Raw genomic sequence first — 17,778 nt, 5'->3', positions numbered from 1 at the left:
AGAAGTGAAACCTCTTAGCGCTGATGGTAGTGTGGGGTTACCCATGTGAGAGTAAGTCATCGCCAGCTCATTATTCTAAACACCCCCTTCATTCGAAGGGGGTGTTTTTTTATGCAGTAAAGAATGAATTTGAAAATAATTAAATCCTTTTAACTTAAATAAGAAGCTCCATTCAGTTAATTTATGCCAAAAGATTGATGATTCTTGCAATTAAAAAAACAACAATAAATGTCAGTATGCCTATGAGGATTTAAATAATTTCAGGGACATAGTTGATGCAATACAATCCGATCTATTACACAGATGAACACTTTGCATTTGCAGATGCAGTAAAAAAATTTGTAGAAAAAGAAATTATTCCCTATGTAAATGAGTGGGATGAAGCCGAATCTTTTCCACGAGAACTCTACAAAAAAGCTGCAGAAGTTGGATTGATGGCATCAGGTTTTGATGAAAAATACGGTGGTATCCCTGATACAGATGCATTCTATACTTTATTGGGGTGTGTGGAGTTGGCAAAGGCTGCATCAGGAGGGTTAATCGCTTCATTACTTTCACATATGATCGGTGCACCGCCAATCAATAGCTTTGCAAGTGAAGAGGTGAAAGCAGAGGTTTTGCCACAAATCTTATCAGGTGAGAAGATTTCGGCATTAGCAATAACAGAACCGGGAGGGGGGTCTGATGTTGCAGCACTTAAAACAAAAGCAGTAAAAGAAGGTGATTACTATGTAGTCAGTGGCGAAAAAACCTTTATTACTTCTGGTATTCGCGCTGATTACTATACCGTTGCCGTTCGAACTGATCCTGAAGGAAAAGGACCCAATGGTATCTCAATGCTACTGATTGATGCCCATACACCAGGTATTACAAAAACGAAGTTAGATAAAATGGGATGGTGGGCTTCTGATACCGCTCATCTACACTTCGATGAAGTTAAAGTGCCTGCAAGAAATTTGATTGGTCCTGAGAATATGGGTTTCTTTGTTATCATGAATAACTTCAATATGGAACGTTTTTTCTTGGCTGCGAGTAGTTATGGTTATGCAAAAGTTTGTTATGAAGAAGCTCTAGATTGGGCTCAACAGCGACGTACTTTTGGTAAACGCTTGGTAGATCATCAAGTTGTTCGTCATAAATTGGTAGATATGGCAACACGTTTACAAACGACTCGTGCTTTACTTGAAGATACGGCATATAAAATGGGTCGTCCTGAACTTCAAGGGAATGAAATGATTGCACAAATTTGTATGCTCAAAAACGTAGCAACGCAAACTATGCAATTCTGTGCTGATGCAGCCGTTCAAACACTAGGTGGCATGGGCTTTATGCGTGGCATGAAATCTGAACGTATATATCGCGAAGTTAAAGTGAATATGATAGGCGGTGGAGCTGAGGAAATTATGAAAGATTTGGCAAGCCGACAGCTGGGCTTCTAAAAGAAATAAAAAGGTGGATTAAGCCACCTTTTTTAATTGATCAGATATAAAGTTAAGCATTCATTGCCATATCCCAGACGATATTGGTTAACTCATCAAGTGACATTTTCCCTTCTGGATTGTACCAAGTTACGGTCCAAGCGATTGAACCACCAATCAGTCTTCGCCAGATAAAAGGATCGTGCTTAATTTTGCCTTTGTCATGTAATACCTTGATGACACTCAGCCATATCCCTTCATAATCATTTCTTAATTTTAATAGTTTCTTCTGATTTTCCTCAGAAAGTGAAAACCATTCATAGACCAATACAGCCATAGCGGAACCTGTATCCCCAGAGATCGCATCGAGTTCAGCTTTAATCAGAGCCTTGAGTTGTTGCTCTGGATGGTCTGAAGTGGATATGGCACTTTCAAGGCAAGCGTGATTGTAAATGATGGTTTGTTCCATCACATGCGCCAAAATATCGTCTTTGGTTTTGAAATGATGAAATAAACTTCCAGATTGGATGCCAATAAACTGTGCGAGTTCACGAACAGTGGTTTTGGCATAACCTTGTTTATGGAATAAATAAGCTGCCCCCAAAAGTAAACGACCACGTGGTGTATCGTCAAAGCAGGCTATTGGTTGAATTTGGTCAATAGAGGTCGCGATCATCTTGTTATTTTATCCTATTTTGTTTTCTAAACGCGTTGCTTCCATGCAAATTTTAGCGCAATAAGCAGATTTGCAAATAATAATAACATTTTGCACTTTACAAACCAAGCGCTTGCTTGGTAGATTAAGCTCAAATTCTAAACAGAATAATGAGATGGTTATGACAAATATTCAGGACGAACAAAAAATTGTAAAAATTGGCTGTGCTTCAGGTTTCTGGGGAGATACCAACACAGCTGCATTTCAATTGGTACACATGTCGGATATTAACTATTTAGTATTTGATTATCTTTCAGAAATCACCATGTCTATCATGGCAAAAGCCAAAATGAAAGATCCTTCTCATGGATATGCATTGGACTTTGTTAGTCGTGTTATGACACCGCTCATCAAAAAAATTGCCGATAAAAAAATTAAAGTGGTGAGCAATGCAGGTGGTGTTAATCCATTGGCGTGTCGTGATGCCTTACAACAAGTGATTGTAAATGCTGGTTTAGATTTAAAAGTTGCAGTCGTTTTAGGCGATGATTTAATGGATAAGCAAAGTGAATTGCAAAAGCAAGGCACCAAAGAAATGTTTACGGGCGAGCCTTTGCCTGCGCATGTTGCAAGTAGCAATGCTTACCTAGGTGCTGTGGCGATTCGTGATGCTTTAGATTTAGGTGCAGATATTGTGATTACAGGTCGAGTGGTGGATTCGGCTGTGGTGATTGGGCCTTTATTGCACGAATATAAATGGGATTTAGCAGATTACGACAAATTGGCACAAGCGGCGCTTGCAGGTCACGTGATTGAGTGTGGTGCACAGTGTACTGGCGGTAACTTCACAGATTGGCGTTTGGTTGAAGGCTTTGACAACATGGGCTTCCCAATTGTTGAGGTAAAAGCAGATTCATCATTTATCGTCACCAAGCCAAATGGTACAGGTGGTTTAGTGTCTACAGGTACAGTGGGCGAGCAAATTGTGTATGAAATCGGTCACCCACAAGCTTATTTATTGCCTGATGTGACTGCTGATTTTAGCCAAGTCAAACTTGAGCAAGTAGGCGAGCATCGTGTATTGGTAACAGGTGCAAAAGGTACAGCGCCAACACAGCACTATAAAGTAAGCACGACATATCCTGATGGTAACCGTGTGTTGGTGAGTTTCTTACTTGCAGGACAAGATGCAGAAGAAAAAGCCTATGCCGTATCAAACGCGATTTTAAATAAAGTTGAACGTGTGATGGCACTTCGTTCGATTCCCCCATTTACTGAAAAATCAATTGAGATTTTAGGTACAGAAACAACGTATGGTGCAAACCGCCGTGTACAAAAACCACGTGAAGTTGTGGTGAAAATTGCCGTTAAACATATGTTTAAAGAAGCATGTATGTTCTTTGCTTCTGAGATTGCACAAGCATCCACAGGTATGGCACCTGCATTAACAGGTATTGTGGGTGGTCGTCCAAAACCATCTCCAGTGATTAAATTATTCTCGTTCTTGGTAGAAAAATCTCAACTAAATGTTGAAGTAGATATCAATGGTGAGCGTCATAAAGTTGATGTACCACATGGTGAGCCACTTGCAGAAATTCCAACAATCCCTGCAGGTGAAGTCGCAACTTTAACAGGTAACGAAATTGAAGTGCCATTGGTTGAAGTGGCACATGCACGTAGTGGTGACAAAGGTAATTACAGCAACATCGGTGTGCTTGCACGTAAACCAGAATTCTTACCTTGGATTCGTGCATCTTTAACGGAAGCCAATGTTGCTGAATATATGAAGCATGTATTTGAAGGCGGTGAAGGTGGCGAAGTTCGTCGCTATGAATTGCCGGGTTTAAATGCACTTAACTTCTTGTTAATTGATGCACTTGGCGGTGGTGGTGTAGCGAGCTTACGTATTGACCCACAAGGTAAAGCCTTTGCACAGCAATTGTTAGATATGCCAGTGAAAGTGCCTGCAGATTTACTGTAAGCACAGATTTGGGCATCGAGACGGTGCCCAATTCAAAATAATTTACATCAATTAAAAATGGAAGTATGCGCAATGGGTTATCAATCAATTTTTAGAAATGATGCATTCGCTGGCAAAGTCGTGATTGTGACAGGTGGTGGCTCGGGCATTGGTCGTTGTACGGCACATGAGCTTGCATCACTTGGTGCGCAAGTGGTGATTACAGGTCGTAAGATCGAAAAACTTGAAAAAGTGATTGCTGAGATCACTGAAGATGGCGGACGTGCACATGGCATCGTGTGTGATAACCGCGAAGAAGAACAAGTGAAGAATATGATTAGCGAGGTGATCGAAAAATTTGGTCGCATCGATGGTTTAGTGAACAATGCAGGTGGTCAGTTCCCATCGACTTTAGAAAGTATTTCTGCCAATGGTTTTGATGCGGTCATCCGTAATAACTTACACGCAACATTCTTTTTAATGCGTGAAGCCTATAACCAGTGGATGGCAAAAAATGGTGGCGCTATTGTGAATATGGCAGCAGATATGTGGGGCGGTATGCCGGGCATGGGTCATTCGGGTGCAGCACGTTCAGGTGTTGATAACTTGACCAAAACGGCTGCGGTAGAATGGGGTAAATCAGGTGTACGCGTAAACTGTGTGGCACCGGGTTGGATTATCTCATCAGGCATGGATACGTATTCTGGCCCTGTGGCGGAATTTATTATCCCTAATCTTTCAAGCAATGTGCCTTTACAACGTATGGGAACAGAATCGGAAGTCTCTTCAGCGATTGTGTATTTACTCTCTGAAGCAGCCAACTTTGTTTCAGGTATGACGGTACGCATTGACGGTGCTGCATCACAAGGGACACGCGTATTCCCATTATCATCTGCGAATAATAGTGAGTCGTATAATGGCTTCCACCGTGCATTTATTCCAGAAGTATTAAAGAAAAAAGAAGACAAAAAGTAATTCAGATTACAAGGAGGAAACTGTATGGCGGTGATTCAGTCCGAAGTTGCAGTAGGAAGTGAAGTATTTGAACAGAATAAAGCCAAACTACTTGAGCAACTCGCAGAAATTCGTGCTATTCAACAAAGCGCATTAGATCGCTCATATAAAGCAAAGCCAAAGTTTGATAAAAAAGGCAAAATCTTACCGCATGAACGTGTACGTTTATTGTTAGATGCAGATTCTCCATTTGTAGAGTTATGTGGTCTTGTGGGTTACAAGATGCATGATGATAAAGATGGTTCAGAAGCAGGTGGTGGGATCATTGCAGGGATTGGTTTTGTAAACGGTACACGTTGTATGGTGGCTGCGAATAACAGCGCGATCAAAGGCGGTACAATTGCACCAATGGGCGTACACAAAAGCTTACGTTTACACCAAATTGCTTTAGAGCAAAAATTACCAATCATTACTTTGGCAGAAAGTGGTGGTGCAAACTTAAACTACGCAGCAGAAGTATTTACTGCCGGTGGTACAACATTTGCCAACCAAGCACGTTTATCTGCGAAAGGGATTCCACAAATCTCTGTAGTACATGGTAACGCAACAGCAGGTGGAGCATACCAACCAGGTTTATCTGATTACGTAATTACGGTACGTAAGCAAACTGAAATGTTGCTTGCAGGGCCGCCATTATTATTGGCTGCAACAGGTGAAGTCGCAACTGCTGAAGAATTGGGTGGTGCAGAAATGCATGCACAAGTGGCAGGTACAGCAGAATACTTGGCAGAAAATGATGCTGATGGTATCCGTATCGCACGTGAAATCTTTAAACATTTAAACTGGAAAGAACAAGTTAAGCTTGATATTCCAGAATATAAAGAGCCACGTTACTCAGCAGAAGAATTGCTTGGCATCATTCCATCAGATCCAAAACAACCTTTGGATATGAAAGAAATCATTGCTCGTATTGTTGATGATTCTGATTTCTTCGAATTTAAAAATGAGTATGACTCACATACGGTATGTGGTTGGTCGCAAATTGGTGGTATGCATTTAGGTATCATCACCAATAATGGCCCAATTACCCCACAAGGTGCAGCAAAAGCAGCGCAGTTTATTCAGTTATGTGAACAAACACGTCGCCCAATTTTATTCTTGCATAACACCACAGGCTTTATGGTGGGTACAGATGCAGAACAAAACGGCATCATCAAACATGGTTCTAAACTGATCCAAGCTGTTGCCAACTGTACAGTGCCGAAGATCTCGATCATTGCCCATGGTTCATATGGTGCAGGTAACTATGCGATGTGTGGTCGTCCACTTGGCCCACAATTTATTTTCTCATGGCCGAACTCTCGTGTTGCGGTGATGGGTGGTGCGCAAGCAGGTAAGGTACTTCGTATTGTTGCGGAAGCGAAACAACGTGAATCTGGCATGGAGCCAAATGAGCAAATGTTAGATTTCTTAGAACAATCGACAGCAATGAAATTGGAGTCGCAATCGACCGCATTATTCAACACAGCGATGTTGCATGATGATGGCATTATCGACCCACGTGATACACGTAAACTGTTGATTTTCTTGTTGCAAACGATTAACGAATCACAAGCACGTGAACTGAACCCAACACGTTTTGGTGTACCAAGATTCTAATAAATCCCTCTTGCGGAATATATTCCTCATCCCTGTGAAAAGTGAGGAATTCCCCCTCTTTTTAAAGTGGTGAGAAGCATGGCTTCGCAAGGGAGATTAAAGATTAAAAAAAAATATTGAAATTTTAAGGAAGACAAAAATGAAATTTACTGAAGAACATGAAGCGCTACGCCGTACAACACGTCAATTTGTAGAAAACGAAATCAACCCATTTACAGCAGAATGGGAAAAAGCAGGTCGTTTCCCAATCCACGAAGTATTCAAAAAAATGGGTGATTTGGGTTTATTGGGTATCTGTAAACCTGAAGAAAACGGCGGTTTGGCACTCGATTATTCTTATAACTTGGTGGTTGCAGAAGAATTAGGTCGTATCAATGTTGGTGGTGTTGCACTTGCGATGGGTGTACAAACCGATATGGCAACGCCTGCGATTGCACGTTTTGGTTCTAAAGAGTTACGTGATGAGTTTTTAACGCCAGCAGTTGCAGGTGAAAAAGTTGCAGCGATTGCAGTATCTGAGGTTCAAGCAGGTTCTGACGTTGCAGCACTAAAAACCACAGCAACTAAAGATGGTGATGATTACATCATCAATGGTCACAAAATGTGGATTACAAACTCTCTACAAGCAGACTTCTTCTGTTTATTAGCGAATACCTCTGATGGTAAGCCACACTTTAACAAATCAATGATTGTGGTTCCTGCAAATACACCGGGTATTACATTCTCTGAGCCATTAGACAAGTTAGGTATGCGTTCAAGTACCACTGCACAGGTGTTCTTTGACAACGTACGTGTGCCACAGCGTAACTTAGTGGGTCAAGAAGGCATGGGCTTTATGATGCAAATGCTTCAGTTCCAAGAAGAGCGTATGTGGGGTGCTGCTAACGCCATGGGTGGTATGTTGCAATGTATCGAAAAAACAATTCAGTACACTAAAGAGCGTACGACATTTGGTCAGCCATTAATTGATAACCAATATATCCATTTCCGTTTTGCAGAACTCATGACTGAAATTGAAGCGCTGAAAGCATTAACCTATCGTGCTTGCCAATTACATATCGAAGGCGAAAACGTAACGCAAATGGCGTCTATGGCAAAACTGAAAGCAGGTCGTTTAACACGTGAAGTTGCAGATAGCTGCTTACAATTCTGGGGTGGTAATGGCTTTATGGCAGACAACCCAGCAGCACAATTCTACCGTGATGGTCGTTTAGTTTCGATTGGCGGTGGTGCGGATGAAATCATGCTTGGCATTATCTGTAAGATGATGGACATCCTTCCTGGTAAGAAAAAATAAGCAGGAGATCTGATATGACATTATCAAGTTCAATTGCCAATTTAGAAGTTGATGGCAGCATCATCCTAGAGCAAGACGGTGGTATTTTAACTTTATGGTTAAACCATCCTGAAAGCCGTAATGCGATGAGCCTAAAAATGGTGCAATCGATGCAAGCAGTATTCGCTGCAATCAAAGATGATGTATCTGTACGTGCTGTGATTTTGCGTGGTAAAGGCGGTCATTTCTGTGCAGGTGGTAACATCAAAGATATGGCAGCGATCCGTGCTAAAGCAATGGAAGTGGGTAATAACACACCATATACCGATTTTAACCGTACGTTTGGTGCACTGATTGAGCAAGTGGATCAAGCGCCACAAACTGTTGTGGCTGTACTTGAAGGTGCTGTACTTGGTGGTGGTTTTGGTTTGGCATGTGTCTCTGATGTAGCAATTGCGCATGCAGAAGCACAATTTGGCTTACCTGAAACTGGCTTAGGGATTTTACCTGCACAAATCGCACCATTTGTAGTGACACGTGTGGGCTTAACTCAAGCACGTCGTTTAGCACTTTTAGGTATGCGTTTTAAAGGTCAAACCGCTTTAGAGGTGGGGATTGTGCATCAAGTGGTTGAAGATGAAGTTGAACTTGCATCAGCACTTGAAGAAACCATTACCCAAATTAAACGCTGTGCGCCATTGGCATCGCGTGCAACAAAAGCATTATTACATCGTACCACCAAAGAAGAATTGGGGCCGTTACTTGATGATGCAGCACGTCAATTTGCAGATGCTGTGGCAAGCGCAGAAGGGATGGAAGGCACAATGGCGTTTATTCAAAAACGCCAACCAAGCTGGGCAGAATAAACCACATTCCAACGCCTGTATGAATGTGAATTAAAAAGGATACGCTCCTCAAAACAAGAGGAGCCAAAAAAATTGGTGGAACTATGGCGTTTACAAAAGTATTAGTTGCAAACCGTGGTGAAATTGCTGCTCGTGTGATGCGTACAGCAAAAGCCTTAGGTTACGAAACCGTTGCTGTGTACTCTGATGCCGACAAAAATGCGCGTCATGTACAAGTGGCTGATGAAGCGGTTTATATTGGTCCTTCTAAAGTATCAGAATCTTATTTATCGATTCCAAATATCATCGAAGCATGTAAGAAAACTGGCGCAGATGCCGTGCATCCGGGCTATGGTTTCTTATCAGAAAATACTGATTTTGCTGCAGCATGTGCAGAAAATGGCATTACCTTTATTGGTCCACCAGCAGGTGCGATTGAGTTAATGGGTAGCAAGCGTTTGTCTAAAATCGCCATGATTGAAGCAGGCGTACCCTGTGTACCGGGTTATGAAGGCGACCAACAAGACATCGACTTTTTAGCAGATCAAGCGAAAAAAGTAGGTTTCCCATTGATGGTGAAAGCATCAGCAGGTGGTGGTGGACGTGGTATGCGTCTTGTACATCAAGAAGCTGATTTGCTTGAAGCGTTAAAAACTGCCCGTTCTGAAGCAGAAAATGCGTTCGGTTCGGGTGAGCTGATTATCGAGAAAGCAGTGATTGCGCCTCGCCATGTAGAAATCCAAGTCTTTGGTGATACACATGGCAACTACGTGTATTTATTTGAACGTGATTGCTCGATTCAACGTCGTCACCAAAAAGTGGTTGAAGAAGCACCATGTCCAGTATTGACACAAGAAACACGTCAAGCCATGGGTGATGCCGCAGTTGCCGCAGCCAAAGCTTGTAACTATGTGGGTGCAGGTACGGTTGAATTCTTACTAGATCAATCAGGTGAGTTTTATTTCTTAGAAATGAACACACGTTTGCAAGTAGAGCATCCTGTAACAGAGATGATTACAGGTCTTGATCTTGTGGAATGGCAGCTTCGTGTGGCAAACGGTGAAACATTACCGCTCAAGCAAGAAGAATTGACTATGAATGGTCATGCCATTGAAGTGCGTTTATATGCAGAAGACCCACGCCAAGACTTCTTACCACAAACAGGCAAAGTATTGCGTTGGCAACCTTCGGATTTAGAAGGCGTACGTATCGATCACGGTATGATGCCAACTGATGAAGTTAGCCCATTCTACGATCCAATGGTGGCTAAAATCATCGTACATGGCAAAACACGTACCGATGCGATTCGTTTACTTGCACGTGCTGTAAATGATTCTGTACTGTTAGGTGTAAACAGTAATAAGGAGTTTTTAGTTAACTTATTACGTCATCCACTTGTGGTGGAGGGTGATGTGAACACTGGTTTTATTCAACAGCATTTCCAAAGTGATGTGAGTTTGAATAAACAGAGTCTAAATTTAGAAAGCTTAGCATTGATTGCAGCGTTGTTGATAAATGCATCTGCGCAAACAGATTGGAACACAGGAGTTTCTTCAGCATTACCACTGAAACTTCGATATGATGATCAAAAGTTAGATCTCATTGTGCATCGTGATGGTCGTTCAGTGAGTGTTGAAACCTGTGGTGAAAGCCAGTCGATTGAGGTTGTAGCGCAAAATACACAGCAATTGATTTATAGCATTAATGGAATTCGACGTCGAATCGACTATGTTCTTGATGGTAATTTTGTTTATTTAGATCGCGCGAATGGCAACGTCATGGTGGAAAATATTACCTATTTACCACCTGAGACTGCCGATGTGGCAGGGGATGGTAAAATTCGTGCCCCAATGGATGGTGCAATTATAAATGTCATTGCTCAACCTGGAGAGCGTGTAACTAAAGGGCAAACATTATTGATTCTTGAAGCGATGAAAATCCAACAGCAAATTAAGTCAGATGTCGACGGTGTTGTGGGTGAAATCGTAGGACAAGTTGGTCAGCAAGTGAAAAAACGTCAAATCTTGATGAATATTGAGGTTGATGCTGAATAAGCAATAAAAAAAGCCATCTAACGATGGCTTTTTTTATGACCGGATTTATGCAAATACTGTTTGTACGGCACAGTAAAGCACCCAAAGAATTGCAATCGCAACTACAGGTTCTAAAACTTTTGCCCAAGTTGGTGTAGCCACTACTTCTGGCTCAGCAACATCGTGGTGATCATGTTGAACTTGATTGACCATATCATGAAACTCCTTCATCGTTTGGTCTAATGATATCTCTTCTTGAATGACAGGTTGAGAACCAATCAACTCATTTAGGTTATTTGTTAGCCAAACCCAATCTTTTGCTTTACCAGAGAGATGTTCAACTTGACCCTGAAGTAATTCATTCATGCCTTGTAGTTGATAATGACCTGTTACATCAAGTTGTTTAAGTTCATTAAGCTGTAAGGTCAAAATCTCTGATGTCGCAGTTTCAAGTTCTTGATGAGACAGCGTAGACTGATTATGTTGAGATGTCGTCAAATGCCGTGCGACTTCTTGAATATAAAGTTGGTCAGCGGCATGAATTTCTTGGTATATTTTTTTTTCGTCTTTACGCCATAGGCTGATGAGTTTACCTAAAGCTAAGATATTTAATTCATTGAGATATTCATGCCGTTGTTCAGCTGGATACTGTTTCAACAGCTGAGGCTTTTGAATTTTGGTCTGCTCAGCAAAATATTGTACTAAATCAAAAGCCATTCAACTCTCCTGTAAGTTTTTTCAATCCAAAATTCTTAAACTCGGTTTTTTCTTTGGTGCTTCATTTTCTTGATTTTGTTGCTGTTTAGATTCTATCGGATTTTCATCCGTTTGTGCATTGGCATATTCATCAGGATCAAAGAATAATCCTTGACCATTTTCTTTTGCATATAACCCGAGTACAGCATTGATTGGCACATAAATATCTTTGGAAACACCACCAAATCGTGCGGAAAAGGTAATCGCTTCATTGCTCATGTGTAGTTGATGTACAGCATGTGGCACGATATTTAAAACAATCTGACCGTCTTGAACGAACTGTGTAGGTACATCGGTATAAGGCTGTGTGGCATCTACCAGTAGATATGGGGTGAGATTGTTATCGCAAATCCATTCATAAATCGCACGTGCTAAATACGGGCGAGTTGGACTTAATTTGATTTCTTGATCAGACATGTGACTCACTCTTTTGCTTTTTTAAGCGGATTTTAATTCAGGACTATAACGATTTTTTTCCTGAACCGTCATGGACTTAATGAAGGCTGGACGACTGAAAACACGCTGGCAATATAAATAAAACGGGCGGCATTGTTGCTTTGGAAGCTCAATACCCATCGTTCTTAACCGTATAAAAATCGGTGCCAACATGCAATCTAAAATTGTAAATTGTTCAGACATGAAATAAGGATAGTGCTGAAACAAAGGTGTCAGCGAGATAAGCGTATCTTTTAACTTTTTTTGGGCTGCCTTTTGTGCGTCAACATCAAGTGTGTCTGGGTGGCGCAACATATCATCTGCAAGTTTTAACCAGTCATTTTCAAAACGCCATATATATTGGCGTTGTTCTGCACGTGGAGCAGGAGCATCTGCATATAACTTATTCTGACGATAGCGATCATCTAAATATTCAGAAATGATGGATGTATTGAAAAGTTTTAACTCATTTTCAATCATCATCGGGAGTCGATTGTATGGATTTAAACTCGCAAGATCCTCGTTGTCTTCGTCGACAATAAATAAATTATGTTTAATTTGTTTTTCTGCCAGTAAGAAGCGAATCCAATGCGATCGAAAGTCATCTGCATGACTATAAACGGTGATGCCTTGTAAGGGGGTGGTTTCGACTGACATATTCCAATCAAAGTATTAATGAATAGATAAGGATACTAAAAATGCACGCTAAAATCATCGTTTAATGAGCGATGCCTATTAAAACACTTGAATTTCATATTGAATCGTATTTATGTCTGTAACGTGGTTTTTTAAATTTCTATCCTTGTATTGTTGAAATTTAATCTTTAGCTTTTTATCCAAAGCGATATAAAAAGCCGATCTTTAAATCGGCCTTGTGCACTAATGTATGATTCCACTCCACCATTGACGGACGTCGCGATTGTTAGTTAATGCACTTGTGTCGCCAGGTCTAAGTTTATAGCCACACTTGTAAACCATTGAGAATTTTTGACCTAAAGATCGATGTACCAGACTGTTATTTTGTACAGGATATCCATCTGAGCATCCAACTAACTCTAATGCTTTATTTATGTTTTCATATGAAGACATTAATCTTTGTATGGGTCCATCACAAACATGCTTACCCGTATTGGATTGCCAACACACGGCTAAAGCATCTATCGATTGTGAGTTATTTGCTTGTGCAATATTGGATGTACCTAATATTGTAGCGGCTACGGCGAATGATAAACATATTTCCCTATTTAACATTTTTATCCCTTTAATTTAAAAAACTGCATGAAAGTATTTTTTAATAAAGTTGTAAAAAGTTAACAATCCTCAAATTGGGATAGATGATTAAGCATATATTTGTTTAAGTCAGTCAAAATAGAGCAATAAAAACTAGCGTCTTTTTATTGATATCAGCGTTTAATATTCATTTTAAAGTATCGTGTACGACTGATTTTCATGAGTAAGGGAAAATATAAAGATGAAAAAAAACCTTGGCATAAGCCAAGGTTTTTTTGTCCGAATTCGGAAAACGAATTAACGTTTAGAGAATTGTGGACGTTTACGAGCTTTACGTAAACCAAGTTTCTTACGTTCAACTTCACGAGCATCACGAGTAACGAAACCAGCTTGACGAAGAGCAGGTTTTAAAGTTTCGTCAGCAGCGATCAATGCACGAGTAATACCGTGACGGATTGCGCCAGCTTGACCACCGATACCACCACCAGCAACAGTGATGTAAAGGTCATATTTCTCAGTAGCATCTAAAAGCTCTAGTGGTTGACGTACAACCATACGAGCAGTTTCACGACCGAAGTATTGTTCTAAAGAACGGTTGTTAATAACGAGTTTACCAGTACCAGCAGATAGGAAAACACGTGCAGTTGCGGTCTTACGGCGACCTGTACCATAGTTAGTAGCCATGTGCTGTATCCCTTAGATGTCCAAAACTTGTGGCTGTTGAGCTGTGTGAGGATGCTCAGCACCAGCATACACTTTCATTTTCTTGATCATAGCATAACCAAGAGGACCTTTTGGCAACATGCCTTTTACAGCGCGTTGGAAGATTTCTTCTGGCTTGTGAGCAACTAATTTTTCAAAGTTAGTTTCACGGATACCACCAGGGAAACCAGTGTGGCGATAGTATTTCTTATCAAGTGACTTATTACCAGTTACTTGAACTTGCTCAGCATTGATAATTACGATGTAATCACCAGTGTCAACGTGAGGAGTATAAGAAGTTTTGTGCTTACCGCGTAAACGACGTGCGATTTCAGTCGCAAGACGACCTAAAGTTTTGCCAGAAGCATCAACAACGTACCAGTCGTGTTGAACTTCAGCTGGCTTAGCGCTGAGAGTTTTCATTAACCACTACCTATTATAGTTGGTTTGGACGGTGGAATCTGTCCAAACAAAAAGGAGAGCGAATTCTAGCGGAAAAACACTAGAACCACAATCAAAATATTAAGATTTCGAGGGGCATATTCTATTTAATTTAGATTGAAAAGTATAGCGGTTTATTTAATCAATTTCGTTTGTAATGAGGAAATAATCATAATAATAGCTCGGAGTTTTGATGAGTTCACAAAATAATAATGATCGTTTCTCTCCTCCTGTTCGTCATTCAGATTTATCTTCACGCCATGATCAAATCAAATTGAGCAAGGTGACGAAATTTTTGACCGGATTTTTATTCATTTTTCTCGGAATATATTTAGTGTTAGCATGGTGTTTGGCGCTATTTATGGAATCGATGTTTTAAGTGTCATTCTTATATATTCAATGTATGCACATTTTATGATTTTCCCTTGGATCATCTATTTAATCGGTGGCTTTGGTTTCTTGTGCATTAAAGATTCAGCATTTTATTCAGCGCGTTCAACGATTGGACGCATTCTTTTGTTGGGTTTGTTCTTCGTCATCGTGATTGTATGTGTATCCGAAGTCGCTCATGCTTTTGGTCTATTAGATGCAAGATTTCGTATGGATTGGCGCTAAAAGACTCAAAAGAACGATTAAAAAAATCAGAGGGCTAAGATTTTACCATTTTGGTATTGTTGAACATCGTACATTCGATCTGTATTAAAATAATAAAAATCCTTGAATGATGATCGTTATGCTTCCTTTGTATGTCACCAGCGGTGAGCCTGCTGGAATTGGTCCTGATATCTGTTTAAGCCTTGCGCAACGTTTGGATGAGCGTCCACTCGTCGTGCTTGCTGATATACAAATGCTCAAGCAACGTGCAGAAAAACTTCATCTTGAAGTTGAAGTGATTGAGTATCAAGGGCAACAAACATCGTCAAAAGTGGGTCAGCTTTATGTGGAACATATTCCTTTAAATGAAAGTGTAGTACTGGGTGAGTTAAATGTTCAAAATGCGAGTTATGTCTTAGAGCAACTCCGCCGTTCTGCAGACTATGCGATGTCAGGTAAAAGCGTTGGCGTGGCGACAGCACCTGTACAAAAGTCAGTGATCAATGAGGCAGGTATTCATTTCAGTGGTCACACTGAGTTTTACCAAGAGTTTGCTGGTGTATTACGCGTGGTCATGATGCTGGCAACCAAAACCTTACGTGTTGCACTTGCAACCACGCACTTACCCCTTCGTGCGGTTGCGGATGCGATTACAGCTGAGCGCTTGCATCAGGTCATCGACATTCTAATTCATGATTTAAAATCAAAATTTAAAATCGAATCTCCCAAAATTTTGGTGTGCGGTTTAAATCCTCATGCAGGTGAAGATGGTTATTTAGGAGTGGAGGAGATCGAAGTGATTAATCCTGTACTTGAACGCTATCGTGCGCAAGGGATAGACATGAGTTTATGTCTGCCTGCAGATACCTTATTTACACCAGAAAATTTAAAAGATGCCGATGCAGTTTTAGCCATGTATCACGATCAGGGATTACCTGTGTTAAAATCACAAGGATTTGGTGAAGCCATTAATATTACTTTGGGCTTGCCGTTTATTCGCACCTCTGTCGATCATGGCACAGCACTCTCCCTCGCAGGTACTGGACTTGCGAAAAGCTCGAGCTTACATGTGGCTGTGGACTTAGCGCTCGATTTAGCGCGTCAGTGATCTTGTCTTAATTACACGTTGGAAATCCTTATGTATCAGATTAATGCCTTAAACCCGAAAGATGAAGGGCATCACACGCGTAAGCGTTTTGGTCAAAACTTCTTACATGACCAACGTGTCATTGCCAAAATTGTGCGTTCGGTGAACCCGCGTACTGGTGACAATATTGTTGAAATTGGTCCAGGTCTTGCTGCTTTAACATCGCCTTTAATTGGTGAATGTGATGCTTTGACTGTCATTGAATTAGACCGTGATTTAGCAGCTGGATTACCGGGTCGTGTACCGCATCCTGAACGTTTAACTATTGTGGAAACTGATGCTTTACGCTACGACTTCACTGAATTGTTTGATGGTCGTCCGTTGCGTGTTGTCGGTAACTTACCTTATAACATTTCTACGCCTTTGTTATTTCATCTCTTAGAGTTTGGTGACAAGGTCAAAGACATGCACTTCATGTTGCAAAAAGAAGTGGTCGATCGTATTACGGCATCACCAAATACCAAAGAATATGGTCGTTTATCAGTCATGATTCAGTATTACTGTAAACCAACATTCTTGTTTGAAGTGCCACCTGGTTCGTTCAACCCACCACCCAAAGTAACTTCTGCGGTATTTCGCTTAGAGCCGTATGATGTAAAACCAATAGTGGCGAAGAATGAAAAAGCCTTGGCACGTTTAGTCTCCCATGTATTTACACAACGCCGTAAGACACTTCGCAACAGTTTAAAAGGCATGTTGCAAGAGGAAGGATTTGAAAAAGCTGGTGTTGATCCAATGGCGCGTCCAGAAACATTAACACTTGCTCAATTTGTTGCACTTGCAGATCAAATGGTAGATGCATAAATGGCTGGTGAAAACATTCGATATAATTACGTGATTGGTGATGTTCAGGGCTGTTTTGAAGCTTTGAAAATGTTACTCAAGGAAATCAAATTTGATCCTGATCAGGATTTTTTATGGTTTGCGGGTGATTTAGTCGCACGTGGTGAAAACTCGATTGGCGCTTTACGTTTTATCAAGAAACTGGTCGATCGAGGCGTTGCTGCGACAGTCTTGGGTAATCATGATTTGACCTTGTTAGCGGGCGCAAGGGGCATTAAAGAGATTAAAGAGAAAGACAATACTCGTGATGTGATTGATGCGATTGACAGTGATGATTTAATCGACTGGTTACGCAAACAACCCTTATGTTTATGTCCAAATGAAAATATTGTCATTACACATGCGGGTATTCCACATATTTGGACAGTAGAGCAAGTGAAACAGTTTGCTCAAGAGGTTGAAGCGGTTATTGCGCATGATGATTTTGATGTTCTGGATGCATTTTTGAAAGAAATGTATGGTAAAGAACCTACATTATGGTCAGATGATTTAACAGGACATGAGCGCTTACGATGTATTGTTAATTATCTAACCCGTATGCGTTTGACTGATCCAGAGGGACGACTCGAATTTAGTTTTAAAGATGCTTTAGATGAGCCGATGCCAGCTGGCTATCAGCCATGGTTTGAATATGAGTCAAAAGCTGCTCAAACTCATCAAGTCATTTTTGGACATTGGGCTGCCTTACAGGGCAGAACAATATCTGCGCATATTCAGAATGTTGACGGTGGTTGTGTCTGGGGCAATCAATTAATGGCGTATCGTCTTGAAGATCAGCAAATGTTTGCTGTAGATAATCCTATGTTTGCATAGAATCTACTTTAGGTCGT

18 protein-coding genes are annotated in these 17,778 nt (G+C 40.8%); 11 read left to right on the top strand and 7 right to left on the bottom strand.

What is annotated here, in order from left to right:
* Positions 1–275: 275 nt before the first annotated feature.
* On the top strand, positions 276–1,439 hold the full coding sequence (locus AC1M86_RS14270; RefSeq protein ID WP_481608225.1) for an acyl-CoA dehydrogenase family protein: 1,164 nt from the start codon (positions 276–278) through the stop codon (positions 1,437–1,439).
* Between the two features lie 52 nt (positions 1,440–1,491).
* Here AC1M86_RS14270 and AC1M86_RS14265 read toward each other — a convergent pair whose 3' ends face one another.
* A complete protein-coding gene (locus tag AC1M86_RS14265) occupies positions 1,492–2,094 on the bottom strand; it encodes a TetR/AcrR family transcriptional regulator (protein WP_035269534.1) in 603 nt (200 codons plus the stop codon).
* A 160-nt stretch (positions 2,095–2,254) separates the two neighbouring features.
* On the opposite strand from AC1M86_RS14265, the gene AC1M86_RS14260 reads away from it, so the two are divergent.
* The 6 genes from AC1M86_RS14260 (at position 2,255) to AC1M86_RS14235 (ending at position 10,821) form a co-directional block, all read left to right on the top strand.
* Complete coding sequence (locus tag AC1M86_RS14260) at positions 2,255–4,054, top strand: acyclic terpene utilization AtuA family protein (RefSeq protein WP_481608224.1); 1,800 nt, start codon at positions 2,255–2,257, stop codon at positions 4,052–4,054.
* Between the two features lie 72 nt (positions 4,055–4,126).
* A complete protein-coding gene (locus tag AC1M86_RS14255; protein ID WP_481608223.1) occupies positions 4,127–5,008 on the top strand; it encodes an SDR family oxidoreductase in 882 nt (293 codons plus the stop codon).
* Between the two features lie 24 nt (positions 5,009–5,032).
* Positions 5,033–6,646: an acyl-CoA carboxylase subunit beta gene (locus tag AC1M86_RS14250; protein ID WP_481608222.1), complete on the top strand. Its 1,614-nt coding sequence runs from the start codon at positions 5,033–5,035 to the stop codon at positions 6,644–6,646.
* A 139-nt stretch (positions 6,647–6,785) separates the two neighbouring features.
* Positions 6,786–7,943, top strand: coding sequence for an acyl-CoA dehydrogenase family protein (locus AC1M86_RS14245; protein WP_481592318.1), 1,158 nt, complete (start codon positions 6,786–6,788; stop codon positions 7,941–7,943).
* Between the two features lie 14 nt (positions 7,944–7,957).
* Positions 7,958–8,788, top strand: coding sequence for an enoyl-CoA hydratase/isomerase family protein (locus AC1M86_RS14240; protein ID WP_481588008.1), 831 nt, complete (start codon positions 7,958–7,960; stop codon positions 8,786–8,788).
* Between the two features lie 83 nt (positions 8,789–8,871).
* Positions 8,872–10,821 carry an acetyl/propionyl/methylcrotonyl-CoA carboxylase subunit alpha gene (locus AC1M86_RS14235; RefSeq protein ID WP_481608221.1) on the top strand — a complete coding sequence of 650 codons (1,950 nt, stop codon included), beginning with the start codon at positions 8,872–8,874 and terminating at the stop codon, positions 10,819–10,821.
* 45 nt (positions 10,822–10,866) lie between these two features.
* Here the strand turns inward: AC1M86_RS14235 and AC1M86_RS14230 are convergent, their stop codons facing one another.
* From AC1M86_RS14230 to rplM, 6 genes are all read right to left on the bottom strand, one after another.
* Positions 10,867–11,517 (bottom strand): hypothetical protein, encoded by a 651-nt coding sequence (locus tag AC1M86_RS14230; RefSeq protein ID WP_481596612.1) that lies wholly within the window; start codon positions 11,515–11,517, stop codon positions 10,867–10,869.
* Between the two features lie 21 nt (positions 11,518–11,538).
* Positions 11,539–11,973, bottom strand: a complete 435-nt coding sequence (locus AC1M86_RS14225; RefSeq protein WP_035269488.1) for a ClpXP protease specificity-enhancing factor — start codon at positions 11,971–11,973, stop codon at positions 11,539–11,541.
* 21 nt (positions 11,974–11,994) lie between these two features.
* Positions 11,995–12,648 (bottom strand): glutathione S-transferase N-terminal domain-containing protein, encoded by a 654-nt coding sequence (locus AC1M86_RS14220; RefSeq protein WP_035269487.1) that lies wholly within the window; start codon positions 12,646–12,648, stop codon positions 11,995–11,997.
* A 222-nt stretch (positions 12,649–12,870) separates the two neighbouring features.
* Positions 12,871–13,242, bottom strand: a complete 372-nt coding sequence (locus AC1M86_RS14215; RefSeq protein ID WP_092768494.1) for a hypothetical protein — start codon at positions 13,240–13,242, stop codon at positions 12,871–12,873.
* 276 nt (positions 13,243–13,518) lie between these two features.
* Complete coding sequence (gene rpsI / locus AC1M86_RS14210) at positions 13,519–13,905, bottom strand: 30S ribosomal protein S9 (RefSeq protein WP_035270019.1); 387 nt, start codon at positions 13,903–13,905, stop codon at positions 13,519–13,521.
* Positions 13,906–13,917: 12 nt separating this feature from the next.
* Entirely contained in the window at positions 13,918–14,346 is a 429-nt protein-coding gene (rplM, locus tag AC1M86_RS14205; protein ID WP_035270016.1) for a 50S ribosomal protein L13, read from the bottom strand.
* Between the two features lie 360 nt (positions 14,347–14,706).
* Between rplM and AC1M86_RS14200 the strand changes: the two genes are divergently transcribed.
* The 4 genes from AC1M86_RS14200 to AC1M86_RS14185 all read left to right on the top strand — a co-directional run bounded on the left by AC1M86_RS14200 (position 14,707) and on the right by AC1M86_RS14185 (position 17,761).
* Entirely contained in the window at positions 14,707–14,979 is a 273-nt protein-coding gene (locus AC1M86_RS14200) for a hypothetical protein (RefSeq protein ID WP_481598026.1), read from the top strand.
* 106 nt (positions 14,980–15,085) lie between these two features.
* The gene (gene pdxA / locus AC1M86_RS14195) at positions 15,086–16,066 is read left to right on the top strand and encodes a 4-hydroxythreonine-4-phosphate dehydrogenase PdxA (protein ID WP_481608220.1); all 981 of its coding nucleotides are present in this window, start codon (positions 15,086–15,088) and stop codon (positions 16,064–16,066) included.
* Between the two features lie 30 nt (positions 16,067–16,096).
* Positions 16,097–16,909 (top strand): 16S rRNA (adenine(1518)-N(6)/adenine(1519)-N(6))-dimethyltransferase RsmA, encoded by an 813-nt coding sequence (rsmA, locus tag AC1M86_RS14190; protein ID WP_035270009.1) that lies wholly within the window; start codon positions 16,097–16,099, stop codon positions 16,907–16,909.
* Positions 16,910–17,761 (top strand): symmetrical bis(5'-nucleosyl)-tetraphosphatase, encoded by an 852-nt coding sequence (locus AC1M86_RS14185; RefSeq protein ID WP_481592325.1) that lies wholly within the window; start codon positions 16,910–16,912, stop codon positions 17,759–17,761.
* Positions 17,762–17,778 lie beyond the last annotated feature (17 nt).

Source organism: Acinetobacter sp. ANC_7654 (genome assembly GCF_056779855.1).
The sequence above is the reverse complement of the archived record's forward strand: the minus strand, read 5'-3'. Positions and strand labels throughout refer to the sequence as shown.

Coding starts and splice junctions, on each gene's coding strand:
- AC1M86_RS14270 (WP_481608225.1), top strand. CDS start 276: ATGCAATACAATCCGATCTATTACACAGATGAACACTTTGCATTTGCA.
- AC1M86_RS14265 (WP_035269534.1), bottom strand. CDS start 2,094: ATGATCGCGACCTCTATTGACCAAATTCAACCAATAGCCTGCTTTGAC.
- AC1M86_RS14260 (WP_481608224.1), top strand. CDS start 2,255: ATGACAAATATTCAGGACGAACAAAAAATTGTAAAAATTGGCTGTGCT.
- AC1M86_RS14255 (WP_481608223.1), top strand. CDS start 4,127: ATGGGTTATCAATCAATTTTTAGAAATGATGCATTCGCTGGCAAAGTC.
- AC1M86_RS14250 (WP_481608222.1), top strand. CDS start 5,033: ATGGCGGTGATTCAGTCCGAAGTTGCAGTAGGAAGTGAAGTATTTGAA.
- AC1M86_RS14245 (WP_481592318.1), top strand. CDS start 6,786: ATGAAATTTACTGAAGAACATGAAGCGCTACGCCGTACAACACGTCAA.
- AC1M86_RS14240 (WP_481588008.1), top strand. CDS start 7,958: ATGACATTATCAAGTTCAATTGCCAATTTAGAAGTTGATGGCAGCATC.
- AC1M86_RS14235 (WP_481608221.1), top strand. CDS start 8,872: ATGGCGTTTACAAAAGTATTAGTTGCAAACCGTGGTGAAATTGCTGCT.
- AC1M86_RS14230 (WP_481596612.1), bottom strand. CDS start 11,517: ATGGCTTTTGATTTAGTACAATATTTTGCTGAGCAGACCAAAATTCAA.
- AC1M86_RS14225 (WP_035269488.1), bottom strand. CDS start 11,973: ATGTCTGATCAAGAAATCAAATTAAGTCCAACTCGCCCGTATTTAGCA.
- AC1M86_RS14220 (WP_035269487.1), bottom strand. CDS start 12,648: ATGTCAGTCGAAACCACCCCCTTACAAGGCATCACCGTTTATAGTCAT.
- AC1M86_RS14215 (WP_092768494.1), bottom strand. CDS start 13,242: ATGTTAAATAGGGAAATATGTTTATCATTCGCCGTAGCCGCTACAATA.
- rpsI (WP_035270019.1), bottom strand. CDS start 13,905: ATGGCTACTAACTATGGTACAGGTCGCCGTAAGACCGCAACTGCACGT.
- rplM (WP_035270016.1), bottom strand. CDS start 14,346: ATGAAAACTCTCAGCGCTAAGCCAGCTGAAGTTCAACACGACTGGTAC.
- AC1M86_RS14200 (WP_481598026.1), top strand. CDS start 14,707: ATGGTGTTTGGCGCTATTTATGGAATCGATGTTTTAAGTGTCATTCTT.
- pdxA (WP_481608220.1), top strand. CDS start 15,086: ATGATGATCGTTATGCTTCCTTTGTATGTCACCAGCGGTGAGCCTGCT.
- rsmA (WP_035270009.1), top strand. CDS start 16,097: ATGTATCAGATTAATGCCTTAAACCCGAAAGATGAAGGGCATCACACG.
- AC1M86_RS14185 (WP_481592325.1), top strand. CDS start 16,910: ATGGCTGGTGAAAACATTCGATATAATTACGTGATTGGTGATGTTCAG.